This window comes from Cellulomonas aerilata (assembly GCF_007991755.1).
Classification (GTDB): domain Bacteria; phylum Actinomycetota; class Actinomycetes; order Actinomycetales; family Cellulomonadaceae; genus Pengzhenrongella; species Pengzhenrongella aerilata.
This window is the reverse complement of sequence record NZ_BJYY01000016.1, coordinates 65,073-91,972: the sequence shown is the minus strand read 5'-3', so window position 1 is coordinate 91,972 and position 26,900 is coordinate 65,073. Positions and strand designations below refer to the sequence as shown.

The following is a 26,900-nucleotide window of genomic DNA, read 5'->3' as shown; positions in this document are numbered from 1 at the left end:
CCCGACCCGCGGCGGACCCCACCCCCGCCGACCACCGCGACCTCGTGGCCGCCCTGCGCGCGGCGATGCGCGGCGCCGTCGACGACTCCACGCGCCGCCGCGCGGAGTACTCCACCGACGCGTCCAACTACCGCGTCGTCCCCCAGGTCGTCGCCTTCCCGCAGGACCCGGACGACGTGCTGGCCGCCCTCGAGGTGGCCCGCGGCGCCGGCGTGCCGATCACCACCCGCGGCGGGGGGACGTCCGTCGCCGGCAACGCCGTCGGACCCGGTCTCGTGCTGGACCTGTCCCGCCACGTGCACCGCATCCTCGACGTCGACCCCGAGGCGCGCACCGCCCGGGTCGAGCCGGGCGTCGTCATGTCGTCGCTCCAGCGGGCGGCCGCGCCGCACGGGCTGCGCTTCGGGCCGGACCCCTCCACGCAGGCCCGCGCGACCCTCGGCGGGATGATCGGCAACAACGCCTGCGGTCCGCGCGCGGTCGCCTACGGCCGCACCGCCGACAACGTCCTCGAGCTGGACGTCGTCGACGGGACCGGCCGCCGCTTCACCGCCGGCCGGGGCCTGGAGGTGGTCCCCGGCCTCGACGGGCTCGTGCGGGCGAACCTGGCGGTCATCCGCACGGAGCTGGGCCGCTTCGGCCGCCAGGTGTCCGGGTACTCCCTGGAGCACCTGCTCCCCGAGAACGGGGCCGACCTCGCCAAGGCGCTCGTCGGCACCGAGGGGACCGTCGTGACCATCCTGGGCGCCACCGTCCGGCTCGTGCCGGTGGCCGCAGCGCCGGTCCTCGTCGTCCTGGGCTACCCCGACATGCCGACCGCCGCCGACGCCGTCCCGGCGCTCCTCGCGCACCGGCCGCTGGCGATCGAGGGCATGGACGCACGCCTGGTCGACGTCGTCCGCCGGCTGCGCGGGGCGTCGTCGGTCCCCACGCTGCCGGAGGGCGCGGGCTGGCTCATGGTCGAGGTCGGCGGCGACGACCTGGACGAGGCCCTGGGTCGCGCGCGCGCCCTCGCGGCCGACGCCGGGACCCGGGCGACCGCGGTGTTCCCGCCCGGGCCCGAGGCACGAGCCATGTGGCGCATCCGCGAGGACGGCGCCGGCCTCGGCGGCCGGACCCCGTCGGGCGAGCAGGCGTGGCCGGGCTTCGAGGACTCCGCGGTCCCGCCCGAGCGGCTCGGCGGCTACCTGCGCGAGCTCGAGGCGCTGATGGCCTCCCACGGCGTGGACGGCCTCGCCTACGGGCACTTCGGCGACGGGTGCGTGCACCTGCGGCTCGACATCCCTCTGGAGCGGTCCGGGGACCCGCTGCGCGCGTTCATGATGGACGCCGGCCGGCTGGTCGCCGCGCACGGCGGGTCGATGTCCGGCGAGCACGGTGACGGCCGCGCGCGCGGGGAGCTGCTGCCCCTGATGTACTCCCCGGACGCGATCGCGATGTTCGAGGGCTTCAAGAACCTGCTCGACCCGGCCGACGTGCTCAACCCCGGCGTCGTCGTGCGCCCGCGGCCGCTGGACGCGGACCTGCGCCGCCCGGCCGCGCTGCCGATCGCCGCCGACGGGGGCTTCGCGTTCCGCCACGACGCTGGGGACTTCACCACCGCCGTGCACCGGTGCGTCGGGGTCGGCAAGTGCCGGGCGGACACCACCGCCGCGGGCGGGTTCATGTGTCCGTCGTACCTGGCCACGCGCGACGAGAAGGACTCCACCCGCGGACGCGCGCGGGTGCTGCAGGAGATGGCGAACGGGTCCCTGGTGTCCCGCGGCTTCCGCTCCGCCGAGGTCCACGAGGTGCTGGACCTGTGCCTGCAGTGCAAGGCGTGCTCGAGCGACTGCCCGGCTGGCGTCGACATGGCGCAGTACAAGGCGGAGACGCTGCACCGCACCTACCGGCGGCGCCTGCGCCCGGTGAACCACTACGCGCTGGGCTGGCTGCCGCGCTGGGGACGGCTCGCCGGGCTCGCGCCGGAGCTCGTCAACGCGGTGCTGGGCGTGCGCCCGGTGGCGAAGCTGGTCCTGGCCGCGGGGGGCATGGACACCCGCCGCACCGTCCCGCGCTTCGCCACCATGCCGTTCCGCACCTGGTGGCGTCGCAGCACGGCCGGGCGCGCAGCCGTGGCGCCGGGCGCGTCCGCCGCCGCGCTGGCCGGGGGCGACGACGCCCGCGCGGCCGAGGGCACCCCGACCCGGCAGCCGGTGCTGCTGTGGGTAGACTCGTTCAGCGACACGCTGTCCCCGAGCGTCCCGCAGGCCGCGGTGCGGGTCCTGCGGGCGGCCGGCTACGAGGTGCTCGTGCCCGACCAGGAGGCGTGCTGCGGGCTCACCTGGATCAGCACCGGCCAGCTCGACGGGGCGCGGCGCCGGCTGACGCACCTGCTGGAGGTGCTCGGCCCGTACGCGGTCAACGGCGTGCCGATCGTCGGGCTGGAGCCGTCCTGCACCGCGGTGCTGCGCTCGGACCTGCTCGACCTGCTGCCCGACGACCCGCGCGCCGTCGCGGTCGCCCGCGTCACGAAGACCCTCGCGGAGCTGCTGACCTCCCCGGCGCCGATCGGACCCGACCCGGAGTCCGGGTGGACCGTGCCGGACCTGTCCGACGTGACCGCCGTCGTCCAGCCGCACTGCCACCAGCACTCGGTCATGGGGTTCGACGCCGACCGCGGCCTGCTCGAGCGGGCGGGCGCGTCGATCACCACCCTGGCCGGGTGCTGCGGCCTGGCCGGCAACTTCGGGATGGAGAAGGGCCACTACGACGTGTCCGTCGCGGTGGCCGAGAACGCCCTGCTCCCGGCGCTGCGGGCGGCCGGGCCGGGGGACGTGTTCCTGGCCGACGGGTTCTCCTGCCGCACCCAGGCCGAGCAGCTGGCGGGGGTCCGGGGCACGGCGCTCGCGGAGCTGCTTGCCGACCGGCTGCCCGGCCGCACCCGCCCGCCCGTGCGAGGCTGACGGCGGCGAGCCGGTCGGGCAGGCCCCGCGCCCCGGGGCCGGAGCCCGGCCGGTTCTGCCTACAGTGGACCCCATGCTGATCGCCTTCTCCGTCGCGCCGCTGGGCTCCGGCGACTCCGTGACCGAGGCAGTGGCCGACGCCGTCCGCGTGGTGCGCGAGTCGGGCCTGCCGAACCGCACCGACGCGATGTTCACGACCCTCGAGGGGGAGTGGGACGAGTGCATGGACGTGGTCCGTCGGGCGACCGAGGCCGCCGGACGGCACGGCACCCGCGTGTCCCTGGTGCTCAAGGCCGACATCCGGCCGGGCCGCACCGGCGAGCTGACCGGCAAGGTGGACCGCGTCGAGGCACGGCTCGCGACCGACTGACCCGCCCGGCCGCCGTCCACCGCGGCCCGTGGTGCGCAGCCGGCACCACCGCACGACCTCAGGACGACACCACCGGGGGACCGACCCCCGCACAGGGAGCGCCGCATGCCGATCTTCGAGCTCGAGACCGGGCGTCCGACGGTCCTGCAGCCGATGCAGCCTGCCGCGGGGACGTTCGACACCGACGGCCGCGCCCTGGTCACCCAGCACCTGGTCAGCCTGCTCGGTGAGCCGCTGTTCCCGGTCGCCGCGGGGGCTCCCGGGTCCGACCAGCCCGACCTGCTCGCCGTGGACGCCGCCGGCCAGCCCGTGGTCGTCGAGGTCGTGCAGCTGCTCGACAGCGGCGCCCTGACCCGCGCGCTGCGCCACGCCGGTGCGGCGGCCCGGATGAGCTCGGTGGACCTGGCACGCGCCTACCGGTCGGGGCCGGAGGACTTCGCGACGGACCTGGTCGCGTTCCGCGAGACCGTCCCGGTCGCCCGCGCGCACGCGGCCGCGCGGCACGGCGGGGCGCGGCTGTTCCTGCTGTGCTCGGAGGTCGCCGAGAACGTGGTGGACGCCGTGGAGTTCCTGCGCGGTCCCGGACGGCGCCTGGAGGTGCTGCAGCTCGGTGTGCTGCGCGGGGCCGACGGCCGCCGGTACGCCGAGGTCTCCCCCCTCGCGCCGAACCTGCCCGCCCGCCGTCCGGTGGAGCCGTCGAGCCTGCGTGCCGTGCCGCCGACCGGCGCGCTGCCCGTGCTGACCGGGGCCGGGACGCCGGCGCCGGGTGACGTCGTGCCCGCCGCCTCCGACCGGGAGCGGGTCGTGGGCGCCCTCGCGCCGGGCGGGACGTTCCCGTCCGTGCTGCCGGTCCCCGTCGGTCCGGTGCCCGCGGCTCGGGACGAGCCCGCCGCCGCGTGGCCCGACGACGCCCCCGACCCGTCGCACCCTGAGGAGGCCCCGGGTGGGGAGCCGGAGCCGGCGGGGGAGCCGAGCGCGCCGGTGGTGGACGACACGCCGCCGGCGACGTCCGACGACGCCGAGGGGTCGGAGGACGCCGAGGGGCTGGTCGACGCCGAGGGGTCGGAGGCCGAGGGCTTGGGGGACGTCGAGGGCTCGGACGACGCCGCCGTGGTGGACGACGCCGAGGTGCTCGCCGAGGTCGCGCCGCCGCACGACGAGGGCGATGCGCCGGGGGAGCACTCCACGGCCCCGGAAGGGGCGCCGGCCCAGGACACCGGGCCTGGCGACGAGGTCGAGCCGGCTGACGGGGCAGTCGAGCCGTCGGAGGCCGCAGGCCCAGAGCCGGTGGGTGTGGAGGTCGCCGAGCTGGAGGACGGCACACCGGCCATGTCCGTCGTGGCAGCCGAACCAGGACCCGGTGTCGCCGAGGACTCCCAGGACGCCGATGAGGTGGTCGGCGACGTGTCCGGGAAGGACCTCGCCGCGACCGCGACCGACCCGACCGACGGGACCGGTGCGCCCGACGAGGCGGCGTCCGCCCCCGACGGTCCCGAGCCGGAGGCCGCGGCGGAACCCCAGGCCGACGCCGCAGCCGACGAGCCCGCGGCCCGTGGTCCGGCGCACGAGGCGCCGACCGCCGTCGCACCTGCCAACGCGCAGCCGGACGACGGCGAGCCCCGGGACGACGCCGAGCCCGGGACCGAGCCGGCCGACGACGCCGAGCCCGCGGCGCCTGGCGAACCGGCAGATCCGGTGGCACTTCCCGCGCTGGCCGGGCTGGCGCGACGGCTGGGCGAGGCGGCCGAGCTCGTCTGGACCCGGCTGCGTCGGGGCCAGCGCTTCGTCGTCGTCCTGCGGCCCGACGGGCTCCTCCAGCTGCCGGACGGCGTCGTCGTCGCCGACCCCGACGTCGCGGCGACCGTGCTCGCCGACGCGGAGTCACCCCTCGACGGCTGGCGCGCGTGGCGCGTGGGCGACGGCGGCCCGACCCTGACCGAGGCGACCGAGGCGACCGAGGCGACCGAGGCGACCGAGGCGACCGAGGCGACCGAGGCGACCGAGGCGACCGAGGCGACCGAGGTGACCGAGGCGACGGCCGGAAGCGAGGCGACCGGGGCGACCGCCGACAGCGAGGCCCGCTCCATCGACTCCGCGGCGCCGGCGGGCGCCGGCCCGGAGCCCCGGGACGCCTGACGCCGAGCGGCTCAGGCGGGCGTGAGCACGACCTTGCCGAACTGGGTGCCCGCCTGCAGGTACGCCAGGCCCTCCCGCGCGCGGGTCAGCGGCAGCTCGCGGTCCACGATCGGCCGGACGCCGGTCCGGACCAGCAGGTTGAGCAGGGCCGCGAGGTCTTCGCGCGTCCCCATCGTGACCCCGAGCACGCGGATCTCCTGGAAGAACAGCCGGGTCAGCTCGGCCGGGGACGCATCGCCGGACGTCGCGCCGGCGACGACGATCGTGCCGCCCGGCCGTACGGAGCGGACCGAGTGGCCCCAGGTCGCCGCACCGACGGTCTCGACCACGAGGTCCACCCGGGTCGGCAGGCGCCCGCCCGGCTCCGTCGCGCCGGCGGCCCCCAGGGCGAGGGCACGGTCACGCTTGCCCCCGTCGCGGCTCGTCACGTGCACCTCCAGCCCCGCCGCGGCGCCGAGCAGCACCGCCGCGGTGGACACCCCGCCGCCGGCGCCCTGCACGAGGACCCGGTCGCCCGGCGCCGCCCCGCCGCGGGTGAACAGCATGCTGTAGGCGGTCAGCCACGCCGTCGGCAGGCACGACGCCTCGGCGAACGTGATCTCCGGCGGCTTGGGCAGCAGGTTCCAGCTCGGCACCGCGACCCGCTCCGCGAACGTCCCCGGATAGCGCTCGGACAGCAGGCTCCGGGTCTCGGTCGGGCCCACCCCGTGCCCGTTCGCGCCGATCACCCCGTGCACGACGACGTCCCGTCCGTCCGGCGTCGTCCCGGCCGCGTCCGTCCCCAGGACCATGGGCAGCCGCTCGACCGGCAGCCCGACCCCGCGCAGCGACCAGAGGTCGTGGTGGTTGACCGACGCGGCGCGCACGTCGACGGTCGTCCAGTGCTCACGGGCCTCCGGCTCGGGTCGATCGCCGACCTCGAGGCCGTCGAGAGAGTCGCGGGGGTCCAGCCGGGCGGCGTAGGCGGCGAGCATCCGGTCAACCTACGCGCGGCCGTCCCGCAGGACAGCCCCCGGGCTGGCAGGCAGGGCGGCCGACCGCGACCAGCGACCGCTGACCGGCTCAGGCCCCGGCGAGGAACTCGGTGACGATCGGCCCGAGCTGGTCTGCCTCGATGAGGAACCCGTCGTGGCCGAAGTCCGAGTGGATGGTCCGCAGGGTCGCGTCCGGGATGCCGGCCGCGATCCGCTCCGACTGCGAGGGCAGGTACAGGCGGTCGGAGTCCACCGCCACGACGAGGGAGCGAGCGGTGATCTCGGCGAGCGCCGGCTCCACCCCGCCGCGGTCACGACCGAGGTCGTGGGACAGGATCGACTCGGTCAGCGCCACGTAGGAGTTCGCGTCGAACCGTCGCGCGAGCTTGTCGCCGTGGTGGTCCAGGTAGGACTGCACGGCGAACCGTCCGCCGCCGCCGAGCGTCTGCTCGCCGTGCTGCGGGATGCGGCCGAACCGCTCGTCGAGCTCGCGGGTGCTGCGGTACGTCGTGTGCGCGATCTGCCGGGCGATGCCGAGCCCGACGTGCGGGCCCTCGCCGTCCGCGGCGTCGTAGTAGTGACCGCCGGCGAAGTGCGCGTCGGCGCGGATCGCGGCGAGCTGGGTGTGCGCCCAGGCGATCTGCTCCCCGGACGTCTGCGCGGTGGTGGCGATCGCGGCGAGCGCGCGCACCCGGTCCGGCGCCATCGCGCCCCACTCGAGCACGCGCATGCCGCCCATGGACGCGCCCACCACGAGCGCCCACGAGTCGACGCCCAGCACGTCCGCGAGCGCGATCTCCGCCGCGACCTGGTCCCGGACGGTCACGTACGGGAACCGTCCGCCCCACGGTCGCCCGTCCGGCGCGTCGGACGCCGGTCCGGTGGTGCCCTGGCACCCGCCGAGCACGTTGGGCGCGACCACGTACCACCGGTCGGTGTCGATGGGCGCCCCCGGACCGACCAGGTCCTGCCACCACCCGGCGGTGCGGTGCCCCGGCGCGGCCGGTCCGGTGACGTGGGAGTCGCCCGTCAGGGCGTGCAGGACCAGGACGGCGTTGGCGCCGTCGGGGTCGAGCGTGCCCCAGGTCTCGTACGCCATCGTGACGGCGGGCAGCCGGTCACCTGCCTCGAGGTCGAGGGGCCCGACGTCGGCGAACCGGCGGCGGCCCGGGTCGTCGCCCTCGCGCCAGGCCGAGCTGGCGGGCACGGGGACGCCCGGGCGCACCCGGGGCGACGACGGGGACGGGGTGGGCAGCGTCCCGGTGGCCGGCGCGGCCGGCAGCCGGCCGCGGGAGATCTCACGCTCGAGAGGCACAGCAGACCAATCTAGGCGGGCACCGCGGGTGCTGCCGCGCCCGCCCGCGTCGGCCACCCCCGGGGGAGACGGCACGGACGCGGACGGGCGGGCCGGCGGGACGCTCACGCGGCGCTCAGGCCACCTTGGCCGCGCGGAAGCCGGCGTCCAGGTCGGCGAGGATGTCGTCGATGTGCTCGATGCCCACCGCGAGCCGCACCAGCCCGGGGGTGACGCCGGACAGCGCCTGCTCCTCGACGGTGAGCTGGCTGTGCGTGGTCGACGCCGGGTGGATCACCAGGGACCGGACGTCCCCGATGTTGGCCACGTGCGAGTGCAGCCGCAGCGCCGAGACGAATGCCTGACCCGCCTCGGTGCCGCCGTCGAGCTCGAAGGACAGCACCGCACCGGGCCCCCGCGGGGCGTACTTCTGCGCGCGGGCGTACCAGGGGCTGGACGGCAGGCCCGCGTAGGTCACCGACAGGACGTCGTCGCGGGCCTCGAGCCACTCCGCGACGCGCTGGGCGTTCGCGACGTGGCGCTCCATCCGCAGGGACAGGGTCTCGATGCCCTGGGCGATGAGGAACGCGTTGAACGGCGAGATCGCCGAGCCCAGGTCGCGCAGCAGCTGGACTCGGGCCTTGAGGATGTAGGAGAGGTTGGCGCCGAACGCGCTGCCCACCCCCAGGTCGCGGGCGTAGACGAGGCTGTCGTAGCTCGGGTCGGGCGCGTTGAACTGCGGGAAGCGGTCGGGGTGCTGGGCGTAGTCGAACGTGCCGCCGTCCACGATCACCCCGCCGATCGCCGAGCCGTGCCCGCCCAGGTACTTCGTCGCGGAGTGCACGACGACGTCGGCGCCGAACTCGATCGGCCGGATGAGGTACGGCGTCGCCACGGTGTTGTCCACGACCAGGGGGACGCCGGCCTCGTGGGCGACGTCGGCGACCTCGGCGATGTCGAGGACGTCCGAGCGGGGGTTGGGGACCGTCTCGGCGAAGAACAGCTTCGTGTTGGGCTGCACCGCGTCGCGCCACGCCTGGGGATCGTGCGGGTCGCTGACGAACGTGGTGGTGATCCCGAGCCTGGGCAGCGTGTAGTGGAGCAGGTTGTACGTGCCGCCGTACAGGCTGGGGCTGGCGACCACGTGGTCACCGGCCTCGGCGATGTTGAGGATCGCGAACGTGGTGGCGGCCTGGCCCGAGGCGAGGAGCAGGGCACCGACGCCGCCCTCCAGGGAGGCGAGGCGGTTCTCCACGACCTCCGTGGTCGGGTTGCCGATCCGGGTGTAGATGGGGCCGAGGTCCTTCAGGGCGAACCGGTCGGCGGCGACGCCCGCGTCCGGGAACACGAACGACGTCGTCTGGTAGATCGGCAGGGCGCGAGCGCCGGTGGCGGTGTCGGGGGTCTGGCCGGCGTGGACCTGGCGGGTCTCGAAGGACCACTGCGGGGTGTCGTTCATCTCCATGGCTCCTGGGGGCAGGCTCGCGGAGGGAGGTCAGCGTGCTGACCCGCCCGCCCGCGAGGGTGGGGTGGGTGGGTGGCACGCGGGGTGAGCCGGAGCCGTCCGCGGCCGCAGCGGTGCGGCGGGACGGACTGCAGGCGCAGCCGGACGTGCGCGGTCAGCGACACATTCGGCGGGACATGGCTCGCACCCTACGCAGGCACCGCCAGATCGTGATACTCGCTTCTCGCCATGTGGGCACTGGTGCGCCCTCACCCGATCGCCGCGCGGGCCGTGCCCGGTTCGTCCGCGTCAGGGGCGAATGACATCGGTGTGACTCGAGTGATTGGTGTGACTGCTGTTTCCTTGTGTGATTTCTGTGGCTAACGTCGCTCCGGTGCTCCGCGTCCGCGGTCACCGCCGACGTGCCCTCGAGGAGCAGAACCGTGACCGTGCACGACCGAGCCCGGACCCGCCGCCCTGCCGCGGCGCTGCTGTCCGCGGGCGTGCTCGCCGGCCTCATGGCCCCCGCGACCGCGGCAGCGGCCCCCGTCACCCCCTCGGACGACGAGGCCCGCGCCGCCCGTCACGCCGTGGCCTCCGGGCAGAGCGCCGTCGCAGGCATCGAGGTCGAGCTGGCGCGGCTGAGCGCCACCCGCGACGAGGCCGACGTCGCCGCGCGGACCGCCGCCGAGGCGTACCTGCGGGCCGCGGAGGACCGGGATGCCGCGGCGGCCGAGTCCGCCCAGGCGGCCCAGCGCCTGCAGGACGCGAGCGTCTCCATGGAGGCCGCCCGCCGCACCCTGGTGGCGATCGCGGTGCAGGCCGGGCGCTCGGGGGGCGCCGTCGACGGCGTCGAGGCGTTCCTGTCCGCCGACGGCTTCGACGACATGGTCGACCGCAGCGCCGCGCTCAGCCGGCTCGGCGGCAAGGCGGACCGGGCCGTGCAGCAGTTCCGCGCGGCCAAGGTCGTCGCGGACACCCTCAAGCGCCGCGCGGACGCCGCCGTCGACGAGAGCAAGGACGCGGCGGCCGCCGCCGAGACGGCGCTGGCGACCGCCGAGCAGGCGGAGGACGAGGCCCAGAGGGCCGTCGCCGCGGCGGAGTCCCAGCGCGAGTCCCTCATCGTCCAGCTGGCTGCGGCGCGCAGCACGAGCGCGGAGATCGAGCGGGCCCGGCAGGACCGTGTCGACGCCGAGCGCGCCGCTCGGGTGGACGCCGCCGCGCTCGCGCAGCGGACCGCTGCCCCGAGCACCGCACCGACCGCAGCGGCACCGGCCGCGGCGGCGCCCGCGGCCGCCGGGAGAGCCGCCCCGGCTGCGCCCGCTCCGAGCGCCCCGCCCGCCCCGGCAGCCCCGCCACCGGCGGCCCCGGCCCCGAGCGCGCCCCCGGCCGCGGCCCCCGCGCCCGCGCCGGCCCCCGCGCCCGCGCCGGCCCCGGCACCCGCGCCGGCTCCGGCACCGGCGCCTGCGCCGGCCCCCACGCCCGCCCCCGCACCCGCCGCGCCGGGACTGGGCACCGGCACGTCCCGCGGCTCGGCCGGGCAGGGCGCCGCCGCCGTCGCCTGGGCCAAGGCCAACCTGGGCCTGGAGTACGTGCTCGGCGCGAACGGCCCCACGCAGTACGACTGCTCGAGCTTCACCGGCGCCGCCTGGCGCAGCGCCGGGCTCACCCTGCCGCGCACGTCGCGCGACCAGTACCGACAGACGCTCAAGATCAGCTACGACGCGCTGCGTCCCGGCGACCTCATCTTCTGGGGCAGCGACCCGGCGGACCCGTCCAGCGTCTACCACGTCGCGATGTACGCCGGCGGTGGTCAGGTCGTCGAGGCCGCCCGCCCGGGCGTCCCCACCCGGATCTCCTCGATGGCCGGTCGCTGGGCGAACACCATGCCGTTCGCCGGTCGCCCCTGACCGTGCCCCGCGCCGACGGCAGCGCGCCGCCCGAGGTCCTGACCGTCGCGTGTGATCGGCGCGGGCAGGACGAACGCCACGTGCACCACGTCGGCGTGGTGGACGACCCGGACGTGACGTCCCGGGGCTGCGTCAGGGACGCGCACGCCGTCGGTCAGGGAGCGCTCCGGCGTCCCTGACCGACGGCGTCGTGAGGCGTCAGTGCCCGTTCGTGTAGTAGCCGGTGTCGATCGCGCGCTGGCGCGAGCGCTGGATCTCGGCCTCCGCCTCGTCGCGCGCGGTCCAGTGCGCGCCCTCGACGGACTTGCCCGGCTCCAGGTCCTTGTAGACCTCGAAGAAGTGCTGGATCTCCAGGCGGTGGAAGTCCGAGATGTCGTCGATGTCCTGGCGCCACGCGGCACGCTGGTCACCCGCCGGGACGCACAGCACCTTGTCGTCGCCGCCCGCCTCGTCGCGCATGCGGAACATCCCGAGCGCACGGCAGCGGATCAGGCAGCCCGGGAACGTCGGCTCCTCGAGGAGCACGAGCGCGTCCAGCGGGTCGCCGTCCTCGCCGAGGGTGCCCTCGATGAACCCGTAGTCGTCGGGGTAGCGCGTCGAGGTGAAGAGCATGCGGTCCAGGCGGATCCGCCCGGTCGCGTGGTCCAGCTCGTACTTGTTCCGCTGACCCTTGGGGATCTCGATCGTGACGTCGAACTCCACGGCAGTCCTTTCCGCATGCCCGCCTTCGCGCGGCGGCTGGCCACCGCGGCCCGGTGGGCGACGAGTTGTCGAGCGCAGCACAGCCGTCGGTCGGCTCGTCGCGCGTCTGGAGAAACTAGTGTGACAGCACCGGGCGCGCAGGGTGCCGCCGTCCGGGGGACGACAGGTCCGCGGGGCGCGGCAGCAGACAGGGAGGCCGATGGCCAGGGTGGCACGCGTGATGGGGGTCGGTGCCCTCGTCGTGGTGCTCGCGGCCGGCGGCTACGGCGTCGCTGACGCCTACGACGTCGTCCCCGGCGTGCTGACGCTCGACCCGGTCCCGCCCGCGCCCCGCCCGTTCCCGCGGGCGCCGGGCGCCGTGGTCGCGCCGGACCTCGCCGAGGCGCTCGCGCCGCTGGACCCCGCGGCGCCGGTGCCGGCGACCGCGCCGGTCGCCGCCCTCGCCGGCGAGCTCGTGGCGGACGCGCGGCTCGGCCCGTCGGTCGGGCTCGTGGTGGCCGACCAGCTGACCGGGCAGGTGCTCGCCGAACACGACGCGGTGACCGCGAAGATCCCCGCCTCGACCGCCAAGCTGGTGACCGCGGTCGCGGCGCTCAGCGCGCTGGGTCCGGAGGCCACCGTCGCCACCCGCGCCGTCCGGGGCGCCGACGGTGCCGTGGTCCTGGTCGGCGGCGGGGACATGCTGCTCGCGGCGGGAGCCGGCGACCCGGGGGCCGTCAACGGGCACGCCGGCCTGGGCGACCTCGCCCGCGCCACCGCGCGCGAGCTCACGCTGGCCGGCACGACGTCGGTGCGCGTGGGCGTGGACGACTCGCTGTTCAGCGGCCCGGCACTGAGCCCGGCCTGGGACCCCAGCCACCTGGCGAACGGGTTCACCGCGCCGGTGACCGCGCTCGCGGTCGACATCGCCAAGCTGCGCACGGACGTGGAGTACTCGCCGCGCCAGACCGACCCCGTCGGCTCCGCCGCCCGGACCTTCGCCCAGGCGCTGGCGGCCGAGGGGATCACCGTCGAGGGGGAGCCGGTCCGGTCCACGGCACCCGCCGACGCCCTGCCGCTCGCGGAGGTCCGCTCCGCCCCGATGCGGGAGATCGTCGACTACTTCCTGCACACGTCGGACAACGCGATCACCGAGATGGTGGGGCGGCTGGTCGCCGTCGACGCCGGCCTGCCGGGCAGCTTCGACGGCGCCACCCAGGCGGTCCTCGCGCAGGTGCGCGCCCTCGGGGTGGACACCACGGGGGCGCACCTGTCGGACTGCAGCGGCCTGGCGGACGGGTCGGGCCTCTCCGCGCGCCTGCTGATCGACCTGCTCCGGGTCGTCACGGACCCCGCCCACCCCGAGCTGCGTGCCGTGGCGGTGGGCATGCCGATCGCGGGGTACAGCGGCACCCTCGCCGACCGGTACCTGCGCTCCGGCGCGGCCGGGCAGGTCCGGGCCAAGACCGGCAGCCTCGCGGGGGTCACCTCGCTCGCCGGCACCGTGCTGGACGCCGACGGGCGCGCGCTGCTCTTCGCGGTCGTCGCGGACGCGACCCCGCCGGGCGGCCAGGGGGCACCGCGGACGGCGATCGACGCGTTCGTCAGCCGGCTCGCGTCCTGCGGCTGCCGCTGACGCCGTGCGGCGCCCCGGTGCTCCTCGGGGCACGGCTACCGTGACGGGGTGAGGACCAGCGCAGCCACCGCGAGCGGCCTGCCCGTCGACTGGGACGTCGCGGCCCAGGTCGCGGCTCGCCTCGTGCGACCCGGCCGGGCCGGCGGCCGCCAGGAGATGACCGACCTCGTCGCGGACCTGCGCCGCGCGGCGGCGCAGGCCACCGGGCACGTCGTGGAGGTCACCGGGATGACCCCGGCCGACGGGCGACCGTCCGTCGACGTGTCGCAGGTGGTGGTCGTGGACCGCACCGGGTGGGCCCGGGCCAACACCGAGATGCTGGAGTCGCTCACCCGCGGCGTGACGCTCCCCGCGGGCGGGCGTCCGGCATCGGCCGCCGCGCGCTCAGCCGGGGCCCTGCAGGTGGGTGGGGTGCTGTCCCTGCTGGCCGGACGCGTGCTGGGGCAGTTCGACCCGTTCACCCGTTCCGGACCGGAGGACGGTCGCCCGGGCCGGCTGCTCCTCGTCGCACCCAACGTGGCCCGGATGGAGCGCGAGCTGCACCTGGACGGCCGAGACTTCCGGCTCTGGGTCGCCCTGCACGAGCAGACCCACGCGCTGCAGTTCGCCGCGGCGCCCTGGCTCGAGGAGCACCTGCGCTCGCGGCTGCGCCTGCTCCTGACCGGTCTGGCCGACGCCGACGGTCCCCTGACCGGCGACGGCGCGATCGCCGTGGCCACCGGCCTGGCCCGAGCGGTGCGGGGCCGCGACGGCGGCTCGGGGCCGGAGGTCCTGCTCCCGCCCGACGAGCGGCGGCTGTTCGACGAGGTCGGCGCCGTGATGGCGCTGCTCGAGGGGCACGCCGACGTCGCCATGGACGCCGTCGGACGCACGGTGGTCCCGTCCCTGCGCCAGATCCGCGCCCGGTTCGAGCGCCGTCGCTCCACCGACCGCGGCGCGGCCGACCGGGTGCTGCGCCGGGTGCTCGGCATGGACCTCAAGCTCGCGCAGTACCGGGACGGGGCCGCGTTCGTCCGGCGGGTGCGCCGGCGGGTGGGCCAGGACGGGCTGAACGCCGTGTGGAGCCGGCCGGACCACCTGCCCACCGCCGCGGAGATAGCCGACCCCACCGCCTGGGTGCGACGTGTGCACGGCTGACCCGGCATGACCGGTCCGGCGCCCGCCGTGGCGGCGGCCCGCCGGGCGGTGCACGACGCCGTCCGGGACCTGCCCGCCGGCTCCCTCGTGCTGGTCGCCTGCTCCGGTGGGCCCGACTCGCTCGCGCTCGCGGCGGCCACCGCGTTCGTCGCGCCCCGTGCCGGCGTCACCGCCGGCGCCGTCGTCGTCGACCACGGCCTGCAGCCCGGGAGCCGGGAGGTGGCCGACGCCGCCGCGGCCGCGTGCCGCACGCTGGAGCTCGGGCCCGTGGAGGTGGTGCGCGTCGTGGTGGGGACCGCCGGGGGACCGGAGGGCGCCGCCCGCGAGGCCCGGTACGCCGCGCTGGACGCGGCCGCCGGCCGCCTGGGCGCCGCGGCGGTGCTGCTCGGGCACACGCTCGACGACCAGGCGGAGACCGTGCTGCTCGGGCTGGCACGCGGGTCGGGCGCGCGCTCGCTCGCCGGGATGCCGTCGCGACGCGGCCCCCTGCGGCGGCCGTTCCTCGCCCTGCGCCGGGCGGACACCGAGGCCGTCTGCGCGGCCCTCGGGCTCGACCCCTGGCACGACCCGACGAACACGCCCGCGGCCCGCCGGGTCGGCGACGTCGACGACGGTGGCGACGTCGTCGACGGGGTCCGGGGACGGCCCGCGCCGCGGCGCAGCCTCGTCCGGCACCGGCTCCTGCCGGCCCTCGAGGAGGCCCTGGGGCCGGGGGTCGCGCCGGCCCTGGCTCGCACCGCCGACCAGCTCCGCGAGGACGCCGACGCGCTGGACGCCCTCGCCGACGAGCTGCTCGCCGCCGCCCGGCTCGGTGCGACGGGCGACGTGCGGGACCGCGACCTGGACCTGGACCCGGCCGTGCTCCTCGCCGCCCCGGCGGCCGTGCGGCGCCGGGCCCTGCGGGCGGCCGCCGTCGCGGCGGGTGCACCGACCGGGTCGGTGCACCGCAGCCACGTCCTCGCGCTGGACGCCCTGGTCACGGACTGGCACGGGCAGGGACCCGTCGCGCTGCCCGGCGGCCGGGCGGGCCTGCGGCTCTGTGGGAGGCTGAGACTTCACACCCCCCACGACTGAGGAGCACCAGCGGTGGACGCTGCGGACATGGGCGACGACCTGGAGCGGGTCCTGCTGACCGAGGAGCAGCTCGCCTCCCGGCTGGACGAGATCGCGGCGCAGATCGACGCGGACTACGCCGGCAAGGACGTCCTGCTGGTCGGGGTGCTCAAGGGTGCCGTCATGGTCATGGCCGACCTCGCCCGCCGCCTGCACAGCCCGGTCCAGATGGACTGGATGGCGGTGTCGTCCTACGGCTCGGGGACCAAGTCGTCGGGCGTCGTGCGCATCCTCAAGGACCTGGACGCCGACCTGCACGGGCGTCACGTGCTGATCGTCGAGGACATCATCGACTCGGGGCTGACGCTGTCGTGGCTGGTGGCGAACCTGCGCAGCCGGGGGCCGGAGAGCGTGGAGATCGCCACGATGCTGCGCAAGCCGGAAGCCGCCAAGGTCGACGTCGAGGTGCGCTACGTCGGCTTCGAGATCCCCAACGAGTTCGTCGTCGGCTACGGCCTCGACTACGCCGAGCGGTACCGCAACCTGCCGTTCGTCGGGACGCTCGCCCCGCACGTCTACAGCAGCTGAGGTCCAGCCGGCGTCCGCCGCGGCGGGGCTGCGCCTGTGCCGCCCTGGGCGAACAGGGAACCGGATCGTCAGTTCGGGCGTGTAACTTCGCATCAGCCGAACCCGATCTGGAGGGATCCGGGGCCCGTCCCCGTCACTCATGAATGTCAAGCGCCTCACTCGCGGTCCCGTGATCTGGATCGTCCTGGCCGTGGCGATCCTCTGGATCGTCGCGTCGACCATGTTCTCCCCGCGCGTGCAGCGCATCGACACCTCGACCGGCCTGGAGCTCCTGGAGCAGGGCAAGGTCGAGCAGGCCGAGATCGTCGACATCGAGCAGCGGGTCACGCTCTCCCTCGAGGACGACCTGACCGTCGAGGGCCGGGACGTCGGCCGGACGGTCGAGTTCTTCTACGTCGCACCGCAGGGCGAGTCGGTGGTCCAGGCGGTGCAGACCGCCGACCCCGAGGGCGGCTTCAACTCCGAGGTCCCGCGCCAGTCGTGGTGGGCCAGCCTGCTGGGCCTGCTGCTGCCGTTCATCATCATCCTGGCCATCTTCTGGTTCCTGATGTCGAACATGCAGGGCGGCGGCTCCCGCGTCATGAGCTTCGGCAAGTCGAAGGCCAAGCTCGTCAGCAAGGAGGCGCCGCAGGTCCGGTTCGCCGACGTCGCCGGCGTGGACGAGGCGGTGGAGGAGCTCTACGAGATCAAGGAGTTCCTCGCCGAGCCCGCCAAGTTCCAGGCGGTCGGCGCCAAGATCCCCAAGGGCGTGCTGCTGTACGGCCAGCCCGGTACCGGCAAGACGCTGCTCGCCCGCGCCGTGGCCGGTGAGGCCGGCGTGCCGTTCTACTCCATCTCCGGGTCCGACTTCGTCGAGATGTTCGTCGGCGTCGGCGCGTCCCGCGTGCGCGACCTGTTCGACCAGGCGAAGCAGAACGCCCCGGCGATCATCTTCATCGACGAGATCGACGCCGTCGGGCGTCACCGCGGTGCCGGCATGGGCGGCGGGCACGACGAGCGCGAGCAGACCCTCAACCAGATGCTCGTCGAGATGGACGGCTTCGACGTCAAGACGAACGTCATCCTCATCGCCGCCACGAACCGTCCCGACATCCTCGACCCGGCCCTGCTGCGTCCCGGCCGCTTCGACCGCCAGGTCTCGGTGGACCCGCCCGACCTCAAGGGCCGCGCGCAGATCCTCGCCGTGCACGCCCAGGGCAAGCCGATGGCGCCCGGCATCGACCTCGACGCCGTCGCCCGCCGCACGCCCGGCTTCACCGGTGCCGACCTGGCCAACGTGCTCAACGAGGCGGCGCTCCTGACGGCCCGCACCGGCCGGCAGCTCATCGGGGACCACGAGCTCGACGAGGCCATCGACCGCGTCGTGGCCGGCCCGCAGAAGCGGACCCGGATCATGAAGGTCAAGGAGCAGAAGATCACCGCGTACCACGAGGGCGGGCACGCGATCGTGGCGGCCGCCCTGCGGTACACGGACCCGGTGACCAAGGTGACGATCCTGCCGCGCGGCCGCGCCCTCGGGTACACGATGGTCATGCCGCTGGAGGACAAGTACTCCACCACCCGCAACGAGCTGCTCGACCAGCTCGCGTACGCCATGGGCGGGCGGGTCGCCGAGGAGCTCGTCTTCCACGACCCGACCACCGGGGCCTCCAACGACATCGAGAAGGCGACCGCGATCGCCCGCAAGATGGTCACCCAGTACGGGATGAGCGAGCGCATCGGCGCCATCAAGCTCGGTCAGGACTCCGGCGAGGTCTTCATGGGCCGGGACATGGGCCACGGCCGGGAGTACTCCGAGCAGGTCGCCGCCGTCGTCGACGTCGAGGTCCGCAAGCTCATCGAGGCCGCGCACGACGAGGCGTGGCAGGTGCTCGTCCAGTACCGCGACGTCCTCGACCACCTGGTCCTGGAGCTGCTCGAGCGCGAGACCCTCAACCAGGCCGAGCTCGCCGAGGTCTTCGCGCCGATCGTCAAGCGCCCGCCGCGCGACGTCTGGCTGTCCTCCGACGAGCGTCCGGTCGCCACCCGGCCCCCGGTCATGACGCCGGCCGAGAAGGCGGAGCAGAACGGGCACCCGATCATCCCGACCGACGAGGCCGCCGCCGCCAAGAGCGAGCACCCCGTCGGCGGTCCCGTCCCGGTCCCGCCGGGAGGCACCCCCGACCTGGGCCCGCGCAGCTGACGTGGTCCAGGCACCCGGCGGCGCACGCCGCCCGTACGACGCCGCCCGCGTGGAGGCAGCGGTCCGTGAGCTGCTCCACGCGGTGGGCGAGGACCCGGACCGCGAGGGTCTGCGGGACACCCCCGCCCGGGTCGCCCGTGCGTACGCCGAGACGTTCGTCGGCCTGCACCTGGAGCCGGCCGACGTCCTGACCACGACCTTCGACCTCGGCCACGAGGAGATGGTCCTGGTCAAGGACATCGCGGTGTACTCGACCTGCGAGCACCACCTCGTGCCGTTCCACGGCGTCGCGCACGTCGGGTACATCCCCGGCGAGGACGGGCGCATCACCGGGCTGAGCAAGCTGGCCCGGCTCGTGGACCTCTACGCCCGCCGTCCGCAGGTGCAGGAGCGGCTCACGAGCCAGGTCGCCGACGCGCTCGTGGACCACCTCCGGCCGCGCGGCGCGATCGTCGTCTTCGAGTGCGAGCACCTGTGCATGTCCATGCGGGGGGTCCGCAAGCCCGGCTCGCGCACCGTGACCTCCGCCGTCCGCGGCCAGATGCGCGACGCGGCGACCCGGGCCGAGGCCATGAGCCTCATCCTGGGTCGCTGACCTGGCCCGACGCCCCCTCGCCCCTAGGCTGACGCCGTGGTCGTCCCCGCCGTCCCCCCGCCTGCTGCACCGGCAGGCGCGCCGGTGCACCCGGCGCCGCTGCCCGCCGCGCTCACCGCGCTGCGCCGCACGCTGGTGATGGGCGTGGTCAACGTCACCCCGGACTCGTTCTCCGACGGTGGCCGCTGGTTCGAGCCGGACGACGCCGTCGCGCACGGCCTGACGCTGCTCGAGCAGGGTGCCGACCTGCTGGACGTCGGCGGGGAGTCCACCCGGCCCGGCGCCGGCCGGGTCCCGGTCGACGACGAGCTGGCCCGCGTGCTGCCGGTCGTGCGGGCCCTGGCCGACCGGGGCGCCGCGGTGAGCGTCGACACCACCCGCGCCGAGGTCGCCCGCGCCGCCGTCGAGCACGGCGCCGTCGTCGTCAACGACGTCTCCGGCGGCCTGGCCGACCCGGGCATGCACCGGGCGGTCGCCGACCTCGGGGTCGTCTACGTGGCGATGCACTGGCGCGGCCACGCGGACGTCATGGACTCCCGGGCCACCTACGACGACGTCGTGGCCGACGTGCGCCGCGAGCTCGCCGAGCGGTGCGCGGAGCTCGCGACCGCGGGCGTGCGGCCCGACCAGGTGGTCCTCGACCCGGGCCTGGGATTCGCGAAGTCGGGCACCGACAACTGGCCGCTGCTCGCGCGCCTGGACGAGATCGCGTCCCTGGGCCGCCCGGTGCTCGTCGGCGCGTCCCGCAAGCGGTTCCTCGGGCACCTGCTGGCCGGGCCGGACGGCGTCCCCGCACCCCCGCTGCGGCGGGACGCTGCGACCGCCGCGGTCACCGCCCTGGCGGCGCACGCGGGAGCATGGTGCGTGCGGGTGCACGAGGTGGCAGGCTCGGCGGACGCCGTGCGGGTCGCCGCCGCTCTCAGGTCAGCAGGCGAGCAGCAGGCCGGACGGCACCGGGGACCTGACGGACGGAGATCGGCGGACGTGACGACGTGAGCACGAACTTCCTCGGCGGCGGGGTGGTCCTCGACGAGGCCGGCCGTCCGCTCGACCAGATCATCGTCACCGGCATCACCGCCACCGGCTTCCACGGCGTCTTCGAGCACGAGCGCCGGGAGGGGCAGACCTTCAGCGCCGACGTCGTGGTGCACCTGGACACCCGCCGGGCGGCCGCCGGGGACGCGCTGGACCGCACGGTGGACTACGGCGTCCTCGCCGAGGCCGTCGCCGGGGTGCTGTCCGGGGAGCCTGCGGACCTGGTGGAGACGGTCGCGGAGCGGATCGCCGCCACCGCGCTCGCCGACCCGTCGGTCGCCGCGGTCGACGTGGCCGTCCACAAGCCGCAGGCGCCGATCACCGTGCCCTTCGACGACGTCGTGGTGCGGATCCACCGGGACCGGAACAAGCTCCCGGCGGCCGAGCCGTGGCGGCGCCCCGCGGAGGAGCGGCGCGTCCCGCCCCCCGCCGCCCCCGCGACCACGGCCACGGCCGACGGCGCGACCGGCGAGGTGCCGCCGACCTCCCGCCCCACCCCGGCCGTCGAGCACCCCGACCGGCTCGACGAGGCCCCCGCGGCCCCGGTCGAGGCGGTCCTGGCCCTCGGCGCCAACCTCGGCAACGCGCAGGGCACCCTGCGCGAGGCGGTGGCCGACGTCGAGCGGGTCGCCGGCGTGGAGATCGTCGCCGTCTCCCCGCTCGCGCGCACCGCCGCGGTCGGCGGTCCTGCCCAGCCCGACTACCTCAACGCCGTCGTCATCGTGCAGACCACGCTCGCGCCGCGGGCGCTGCTGCACGCCGTCCAGGCCATCGAGCTGCACCACGGGCGGGAGCGGCGGGAGCACTGGGGCCCGCGGACGCTGGACATCGACCTCATCACCTACGGCTCCACGCTGGCCGTCACCGACGACCTGGAGCTGCCGCACCCGCGGGCGCACCAGCGCGCGTTCGTCCTGCAGCCGTGGGCGCAGGTCGCGCCCCAGGCCGTCCTGCCCGGGCTCGGCGGCGGGCCGGTGTCGGCGCTGGCGGCGACGGCGCCGGACCGTGACGGCGTCCGCTGGATGGCGCTGGACTGGATGACCGCCCCCCTGCCGGCCGGGCCCCGTGAGCACGAGGCGGTCGACCCGGCACGGGCCGTCCCCCCGCCGGCGGACTCGTCGACGCACCGCGCACCGCACGCCCACGTGGCGGGCGACCCACGTCCGCCGTCCGGGGCGCACGCCCTCGTGGCGCCGTCGTCGTCCGGCGCGCACGCCCATGTGGCCCCGTCGTCCCCGGACGCCGCGATCGCGGGTCCCGTCGCTGCCGCGGCGTCCGTGGCGGCCGCCGGGCCCGCCCTCGCGCCCGCCCTCGAACCCGGGCACGCGCCGCAGCAGGACACCCGGCAGGGGCCGGCCTCGCCTTCGACCACGGACGGCGTAGGGCTGCCCGCGCCGGACCACCACGCCGGCAGGATCGAGCCGGCGTCCGGGTTGCCCGACGCCGCCCACGAGCCGGATGCGGAGCCGGACCTCGATGCGGACGCCAGGCAGGACGCCGAGCCGGACGCCAGGCAGGACGCCGAGCCGGACGCCGGGCCCCGGACGGCCGGTGCCTCGGACGGCCCCCTCGACTGGCTGCCCGCACTGCCCACGCCCGGCGCCGGCACGGGGGCGCGCGCGCCGATCTTCTCCCCGGTCGTCGCCCCCGACGACGTCCCGCACCCGGGGGACCGGCACCCCTGATGGGACGGACCCGCTGGCAGACGCTGCTCCTGGTCGCGGTGACGATCACGGTGCTCGCCTGGATCGTCCTGTGGGCCCTGCAGGGCCAGGGGATCACGCCGCCACCCGTCTCCCCGCTCGTCGTCGCGGTGCTCCTGGTCATCTCGGCCGTGGTGCTGCGCATGGGGTGGGCGGTGCGGCAGTTCCTGCGCGGCAAGCGCCCGGACCTGGACCCGCTGCGGGCGGCCCGCACCGCCGTGCTCGCCAAGGCGTCGTGCTACACGGGCGCGTCCCTGGTCGGGTGGTACGCCGCGCAGGTCCTGGTGGTCATCGGGGACCTCGACATCGAGCCGCGCCGCGAGCGAGCGGTCGCGGCGGCGATCGCCGTGGCCGGCGCGGCGGTGCTCGCCGTCGTCGGCCTGGTCGTGGAGCACCTGTGCCGCGTCCCCCCGCCGCCCGGGGACGGCGCCGAGCAGGCGGCCGGGCCGGACGCCACCGACCCCGCCGCCGCCTGAGCCACCGGCACCGGACGGCGCACGGGCACGACGGCTTGTGGGGGTCCGTCACGCTGCGCCGGCCACCTCGACGCGGGTGGAAGGATGACGCCATGACCTCCCCGCACGTCGAGAGCGGACCGTTCGACCCGGCCGGTGTCGAGTGGAAGCCGGTGTCGCCGCGCCTGGCGACCGCGCGGCTCGCGACCTGCGCGATCACGCTCGGCGTCCCCGCCGTGGCCGGTGCGGTGGCGGCGCTGTGGTCCGGTGTGGCCGGTCTGTGGGCCGTGCCGGTCGCGCTCGCCGCGCTGCTGGTGTGGTGCGTGGTGCTCGTCCCGCGTCAGGTGCGCGCGATGGGCTACGCCGAGCGGGCCGACGACCTGCTCATCCGCAAGGGCATCCTCTTCCGCTCGATGGTCGTGGTGCCGTACGGGCGCATGCAGTACGTCGACGTGCAGGCCGGGCCGCTCGCGCGCGCCTACGGCATCGCGCAGGTCCAGCTGCACACCGCCTCGCCGGGCACCGACGCGGCGATCGACGGCCTGCCGGCCGACGAGGCCACCCGGCTGCGCGACCAGCTCGCCTCACGCGGCGAGGCCCGGCTGGCGGGACTGTGACCGCCGGACCCCAGGACCCCGCGGTCGCGCGCGCCGACGACGCCGTGCCCCACGACGCCGTGCGCCACGACGCCGTGCCCCACGACGCCGTGCCTCACGACGCCGTGCCTCACGACGCCGTGCGCGACCCCACCGTCCCGGACGACGCCGTGCCCGCCGACGCCGTGCCCGCCGACGCGACCGTCGTGACGGGCGAGGCCGCGGCCGCGCCCCCCGGACTGGTGTGGAACCGGATGCACCCGGTGACGCCGGCCGTGAAGGGCTGGAAGGTCCTCGTGGTGCTCGTGTTCATCGCCGTCCAGCAGGCCGGCGACGACCTCCTCCGCGCGCGGGAGGCGCTGGCCGGGCGCGGCTGGCTGGTCGTGCTGGGCGTCGTCGTGGCGGGCGCGCTGCTGGGCTTCGGCTACGCGGCGCTGGCGTGGCGGATGACCCGGTACGCCGTCGACGACGACGCCGTCTACCTGCACAGCGGCGTGCTGTTCCGGCAGCAGCGCAAGGCGCGCCTGGACCGGCTGCAGGCGGTCGACGTGGTGCAGCCGATGCTCGCGCGCCTGCTCGGTCTCGCCGAGCTCAAGCTCGAGGTCGCCGGCGGTCCGGGCTCCGCGGTGTCGCTGGCGTTCCTGCGGGAGGAGCAGTCCGAGACGCTGCGCGCCGAGCTGCTGGCCCGCGCCGCCGGGCTGCAGCGGGAGGAGGGGCGCGCCGCCGAGCCGTCGCCCGAGCAGCCGGTGATCGAGGTGCCGCCCGGGCGGCTGGTCGCCGCGATGCTGCGGTCCGGTTCGATGCTCGCGTTCCTCGCCGGGGTCGTCGTGGTGGTCGTGGTGGTCGTGGTGACTCGCGAGCCCGGCGCGGTGCTGTTCCTGGCACCTGCGTTCCTCGGGATCGTCGGCGTCCTCTGGACGCAGTTCTCGCGGGACTTCAACTTCCACGCGGCGATCTCCGCCGACGGCATCCGGCTGCGGCACGGGCTGCTGGAGTCGCGCTCCCAGACCGTGCCGCCCGGCCGGGTGCAGGCGCTACGGGTCAGCCAGGGACCGCTGTGGCGCCGGCGCGGCTGGTGGCGCGTCGACATCAACGTCGCCGGCTACGGGGGCGCGCAGGACGCCGCCGCCGAGAACGTGCTCCTGCCGGTCGGCGACCGGGACGCCGCGCTCACCGCCGTCTGGCTCGTCCTGCCCGACCTGGGCGTGGCCGACCCGCGCGGCGTGCTGACGGCCGCGATGGAGGGGACCGGGACGGACGGCGGCTTCACCACGTCCGCGCGCGGTGCGCGGTGGCTGGACCCGTGGGCGTGGCGCCGCACGGGGTACCGGGTCACCGACCGCGCGCTGCTGCTGCGCACCGGCCGGTGGGTCCGGCGCCTGGTCGTCGTCCCGCACGAGCGCACCCAGTCCCTCGGGCTCGAGCAGGGCCCGCTGCAGCGCCGGCTCGGCCTCGCGACGTTCGTCGTGCACACCACACCGGGCCCGGTCAGCCCGCGGGTCTCGCACCTGTCCGGAGCGGTCGCCGGACGGCTCATGGACGAGCAGACCACCCGGGCGCGGCACGCCCGTGCGGGCGCCGGTCCCGAGCTGTGGCTGCGGCCCACCACCCCGACCGCCGCGTCGTCGTCCGGCGCGACCAGCCTGGGCGGCCCGGGCGGCCCGGGCGGCCCGGGCGGCTCCAGCGGCGCAGCCGGCTCGACCACCACCGACCCGGGCGCGGCGCTGTGACGGTCCCCGGCGGCCCGCCCGGCTCACGTCCGGGACGGCTCGGGGTCGGCGTGGTCGGCGCGGGCCGGGTCGGCGCGGTCCTGGGCAGCGCCCTGCGGTCGGTCGGCCACCCCGTCGTCGCCGCGAGCGGCATCTCCGCCGGCTCCCGGGACCGGATCGACGCACTGCTGCCGGGCGTGCCGGTGCTCGAGGTGCCGGACGTCGTCGAGCGCGCCGAGCTGGTCCTGCTCACCGTGCCGGACGACGCCCTGGCGCCCCTGGTGACCGGGCTGGCGGAGGTCGGCGCGTGGCAGCCCGGACAGCTCGTGCTGCACACGTCGGGGCGGTACGGCGTCGACGTGCTCGCCCCCGCGCGGGCCGCGGGGGCGATCCCGCTCGCCGTGCACCCGGCCATGACCTTCACCGGCACGTCGCTGGACCTGTCCCGGCTGGTCGGGTGCTGCTTCGCGGTCACCGCGCCCAACCCGGTCCTGCCGATCGGCCAGGCGCTCGTCGTCGAGCTGGGCGGGGAGCCGGTCGTCGTCGCGGAGGAGGCCCGCCCGCTGTACCACGCGGCCCTCGCGCACGGGGCGAACCACCTGGTCGTGCTGGTGGCGCAGGCGGCCCAGGCGCTGGCCGCCGCGGGCGTCGACGACCCCGGACGGGTCCTGGGGCCGCTGCTGACCGCGGCGCTGGACGGTGCGCTGCGGGCGTCCGGCAGCGCCGACGGTCCGGGGGCGATCGTCACGATGACCGGACCCGTCGTGCGCGGCGACGTCGGCACGGTCCGCGACCACCTCGCCCAGCTGACCGCCCTGGCCGCCCGCGCGGCCGCGCTCGACGTGCCCGAGGGCTACCGCACGCTCGCGCGGGCCGGGACGCAGCGCGCCCTGGCCGCCGGCCGGCTGCGCGAGGACGCCGCCGAGGCGCTGCTGGACGCGCTCGCCGACCCACCCCATCCCACGGAGGACCACGCATGACGCCCGACGTCCCGACCCCTGCCGGCGGTCCCCGCCTGGTGACCACGCGAGACGGCCTGCGCGAGGCGCTCGCGGACGTGCCCGCCGGGCCGGGTGCGCACGCCGTCGGGAGCGCGGGGGGCGGGTCCGGCCGGCGCGCCGTCGTCATGACGATGGGCGCCCTGCACGCCGGCCACCTCGCACTGGTCCGGGCGGCCCGCGAGGTCGCCGACCACGTCGTCGTGACCATCTTCGTCAACCCGCTGCAGTTCGCCCCCGGCGAGGACCTGGACCGCTACCCGCGGGACCTGGACGGCGACCTCGCCCTGCTCGCCGGCGCCGGCGCGGACGTCGTCTTCGCCCCCACGCCGGACGTCGTTTACCCCGACGGCGACCCCGTGGTGCGGGTCGCCGCCGGCGCGGTGGGGGACGTGCTCGAGGGCGCCGCGCGCCCCGGGCACCTCGACGGCGTGCTCACGGTCGTGCTCAAGCTGCTCCACCTCGTCCGGCCGGACGTCGCGCTGTTCGGGCAGAAGGACGCCCAGCAGCTCATGGCGGTGCGCCGCATGGTGCGCGACCTCGACGTGGACGTGGAGGTCGTGGGCGTGCCGACCGTGCGCGACGCCGACGGGCTGGCCCTGTCGTCCCGCAACGCCTACCTGTCCGCCGACGAGCGCCGCCGCGCGCTGGTGCTGTCCCGCGCGGTGCGGGCCGCCGAGGAGGCGGCGGTCGCGGGCGGCGGCGCCGCCGACGTGCGCGCCGCCGCGCAGGCGGTCCTGGCCGGTGGCGAGGTGGACGTGGAATACGCGGCGCTCGTGGACCCGTTGACTGCACAGGACGTCCCGGCGGACCACCTCGGGGCAGCGGTGCTCGCACTGGCCGCCCGGGTCGGCTCGACCCGGCTGATCGACAACGCCCCGCTCATGCTGGGCCGGCACGACTTGGAGCACGCATGACCTCCCTGCAGCGCCCGATGATGATCGCCAAGATCCACCGGGCGACCGTGACCCAGGCCGACCTGCACTACGTGGGCTCGATCACCGTCGACGGCGACCTGCTCGAGGCCGCGGACCTGCTGCCCGGCCAGCAGGTGGACGTCGTCGACGTCACCAACGGCGCCCGGCTGACCACCTACGTCATCCCCGGCGAGCGCGGCTCCGGCCAGATCTGCATCAACGGCGCGGCGGCGCACCTGGTCTCGCCGGGCGACGTCGTCATCGTCATCGCCTACGGCATGCTCGCCGACGCCGAGGCGCGCACCTACGTGCCGCACGTCGTGTTCGTCGACGAGGCGAACCGCATCCTGGACCTCTCGGACGACCCGGGGCAGGTCCCGGACGCGGGCAGGGACCTGCACGGTGGTCTGATGCCCAGCGGCGTGGCGCTCGCGAGCCTGCGCAACTGACCGACCCAACCGCCTCGCGGGGGGACGACGGGGGACGGTCCGGCCGGCCGTGGTGCGCCGGACGGCGGCCGGGTGCGCGCCCACCGGTCGCCT

General features: G+C 76.3%; 22 protein-coding genes. 18 read left to right on the top strand and 4 right to left on the bottom strand.

Features of this window, described 5'->3' with window-relative positions:
- The first annotated feature begins 65 nt into the window (after nt 1-65).
- The 3 genes from CAE01nite_RS13130 (at nt 66) to CAE01nite_RS18215 (ending at nt 5,451) form a co-directional block, all read left to right on the top strand.
- Complete coding sequence (locus CAE01nite_RS13130) at nt 66-2,945, top strand: FAD-binding and (Fe-S)-binding domain-containing protein (protein WP_146905608.1); 2,880 nt, start codon at nt 66-68, stop codon at nt 2,943-2,945.
- 73 nt (nt 2,946-3,018) lie between these two features.
- Complete coding sequence (locus tag CAE01nite_RS13125; RefSeq protein WP_146905307.1) at nt 3,019-3,315, top strand: MTH1187 family thiamine-binding protein; 297 nt, start codon at nt 3,019-3,021, stop codon at nt 3,313-3,315.
- Nucleotides 3,316-3,420: 105 nt separating this feature from the next.
- Nucleotides 3,421-5,451 carry a restriction system modified-DNA reader domain-containing protein gene (locus CAE01nite_RS18215; RefSeq protein WP_186816583.1) on the top strand — a complete coding sequence of 677 codons (2,031 nt, stop codon included), beginning with the start codon at nt 3,421-3,423 and terminating at the stop codon, nt 5,449-5,451.
- An 11-nt stretch (nt 5,452-5,462) separates the two neighbouring features.
- Here CAE01nite_RS18215 and CAE01nite_RS13115 read toward each other — a convergent pair whose 3' ends face one another.
- From CAE01nite_RS13115 to CAE01nite_RS13105, 3 genes are all read right to left on the bottom strand, one after another.
- The gene (locus tag CAE01nite_RS13115; RefSeq protein ID WP_146905305.1) at nt 5,463-6,425 is read right to left on the bottom strand and encodes a zinc-binding dehydrogenase; all 963 of its coding nucleotides are present in this window, start codon (nt 6,423-6,425) and stop codon (nt 5,463-5,465) included.
- A gap of 88 nt (nt 6,426-6,513) precedes the next feature.
- Nucleotides 6,514-7,680, bottom strand: coding sequence for a homoserine O-acetyltransferase MetX (metX, locus tag CAE01nite_RS13110; protein WP_246131215.1), 1,167 nt, complete (start codon nt 7,678-7,680; stop codon nt 6,514-6,516).
- 175 nt (nt 7,681-7,855) lie between these two features.
- On the bottom strand, nt 7,856-9,178 hold the full coding sequence (locus CAE01nite_RS13105; protein WP_146905605.1) for a bifunctional o-acetylhomoserine/o-acetylserine sulfhydrylase: 1,323 nt from the start codon (nt 9,176-9,178) through the stop codon (nt 7,856-7,858).
- 428 nt (nt 9,179-9,606) lie between these two features.
- Between CAE01nite_RS13105 and CAE01nite_RS13100 the strand changes: the two genes are divergently transcribed.
- Complete coding sequence (locus CAE01nite_RS13100) at nt 9,607-11,073, top strand: C40 family peptidase (protein ID WP_146905299.1); 1,467 nt, start codon at nt 9,607-9,609, stop codon at nt 11,071-11,073.
- Nucleotides 11,074-11,271: 198 nt separating this feature from the next.
- Here the strand turns inward: CAE01nite_RS13100 and CAE01nite_RS13095 are convergent, their stop codons facing one another.
- Nucleotides 11,272-11,775 (bottom strand): inorganic diphosphatase, encoded by a 504-nt coding sequence (locus tag CAE01nite_RS13095; protein WP_146905298.1) that lies wholly within the window; start codon nt 11,773-11,775, stop codon nt 11,272-11,274.
- Nucleotides 11,776-11,974: 199 nt separating this feature from the next.
- On the opposite strand from CAE01nite_RS13095, the gene dacB reads away from it, so the two are divergent.
- From dacB to panD, 14 genes are all read left to right on the top strand, one after another.
- The gene (gene dacB / locus CAE01nite_RS13090; RefSeq protein ID WP_146905295.1) at nt 11,975-13,390 is read left to right on the top strand and encodes a D-alanyl-D-alanine carboxypeptidase/D-alanyl-D-alanine endopeptidase; all 1,416 of its coding nucleotides are present in this window, start codon (nt 11,975-11,977) and stop codon (nt 13,388-13,390) included.
- Nucleotides 13,391-13,438: 48 nt separating this feature from the next.
- Nucleotides 13,439-14,527 carry an Rv3626c family coenzyme F420 biosynthesis-associated protein gene (locus CAE01nite_RS13085; protein ID WP_146905292.1) on the top strand — a complete coding sequence of 363 codons (1,089 nt, stop codon included), beginning with the start codon at nt 13,439-13,441 and terminating at the stop codon, nt 14,525-14,527.
- A gap of 6 nt (nt 14,528-14,533) precedes the next feature.
- Complete coding sequence (gene tilS, locus CAE01nite_RS13080) at nt 14,534-15,601, top strand: tRNA lysidine(34) synthetase TilS (RefSeq protein ID WP_146905290.1); 1,068 nt, start codon at nt 14,534-14,536, stop codon at nt 15,599-15,601.
- A gap of 12 nt (nt 15,602-15,613) precedes the next feature.
- The gene (hpt, locus tag CAE01nite_RS13075) at nt 15,614-16,168 is read left to right on the top strand and encodes a hypoxanthine phosphoribosyltransferase (protein ID WP_146905287.1); all 555 of its coding nucleotides are present in this window, start codon (nt 15,614-15,616) and stop codon (nt 16,166-16,168) included.
- A gap of 139 nt (nt 16,169-16,307) precedes the next feature.
- Nucleotides 16,308-18,350, top strand: a complete 2,043-nt coding sequence (ftsH, locus tag CAE01nite_RS13070; RefSeq protein ID WP_146905284.1) for an ATP-dependent zinc metalloprotease FtsH — start codon at nt 16,308-16,310, stop codon at nt 18,348-18,350.
- A gap of 1 nt (nt 18,351) precedes the next feature.
- Nucleotides 18,352-18,945: a GTP cyclohydrolase I FolE gene (folE, locus tag CAE01nite_RS13065; protein ID WP_146905281.1), complete on the top strand. Its 594-nt coding sequence runs from the start codon at nt 18,352-18,354 to the stop codon at nt 18,943-18,945.
- Nucleotides 18,946-18,981: 36 nt separating this feature from the next.
- Nucleotides 18,982-19,941, top strand: coding sequence for a dihydropteroate synthase (gene folP, locus CAE01nite_RS13060; protein WP_371862903.1), 960 nt, complete (start codon nt 18,982-18,984; stop codon nt 19,939-19,941).
- On the top strand, nt 19,938-21,665 hold the full coding sequence (folK, locus tag CAE01nite_RS13055; RefSeq protein ID WP_246131197.1) for a 2-amino-4-hydroxy-6-hydroxymethyldihydropteridine diphosphokinase: 1,728 nt from the start codon (nt 19,938-19,940) through the stop codon (nt 21,663-21,665). Before folP ends, folK begins: the two co-directional genes overlap by 4 nt.
- Nucleotides 21,665-22,159 (top strand): DUF3180 domain-containing protein, encoded by a 495-nt coding sequence (locus tag CAE01nite_RS13050; RefSeq protein ID WP_146905279.1) that lies wholly within the window; start codon nt 21,665-21,667, stop codon nt 22,157-22,159. Before folK ends, CAE01nite_RS13050 begins: the two co-directional genes overlap by 1 nt.
- Before the next feature lie 92 nt (nt 22,160-22,251).
- Nucleotides 22,252-22,755: a PH domain-containing protein gene (locus tag CAE01nite_RS13045; protein WP_146905276.1), complete on the top strand. Its 504-nt coding sequence runs from the start codon at nt 22,252-22,254 to the stop codon at nt 22,753-22,755.
- The gene (locus tag CAE01nite_RS13040) at nt 22,752-24,464 is read left to right on the top strand and encodes a PH domain-containing protein (RefSeq protein WP_246131196.1); all 1,713 of its coding nucleotides are present in this window, start codon (nt 22,752-22,754) and stop codon (nt 24,462-24,464) included. Before CAE01nite_RS13045 ends, CAE01nite_RS13040 begins: the two co-directional genes overlap by 4 nt.
- Nucleotides 24,461-25,423 carry a Rossmann-like and DUF2520 domain-containing protein gene (locus tag CAE01nite_RS13035; protein WP_146905273.1) on the top strand — a complete coding sequence of 321 codons (963 nt, stop codon included), beginning with the start codon at nt 24,461-24,463 and terminating at the stop codon, nt 25,421-25,423. Before CAE01nite_RS13040 ends, CAE01nite_RS13035 begins: the two co-directional genes overlap by 4 nt.
- Nucleotides 25,420-26,358, top strand: coding sequence for a pantoate--beta-alanine ligase (panC, locus tag CAE01nite_RS13030; RefSeq protein ID WP_146905271.1), 939 nt, complete (start codon nt 25,420-25,422; stop codon nt 26,356-26,358). The genes CAE01nite_RS13035 and panC overlap by 4 nt, the downstream gene beginning before the upstream one ends.
- Nucleotides 26,355-26,807: an aspartate 1-decarboxylase gene (gene panD, locus CAE01nite_RS13025; RefSeq protein WP_146905269.1), complete on the top strand. Its 453-nt coding sequence runs from the start codon at nt 26,355-26,357 to the stop codon at nt 26,805-26,807. Before panC ends, panD begins: the two co-directional genes overlap by 4 nt.
- The last annotated feature ends 93 nt before the right edge of the window (nt 26,808-26,900 follow it).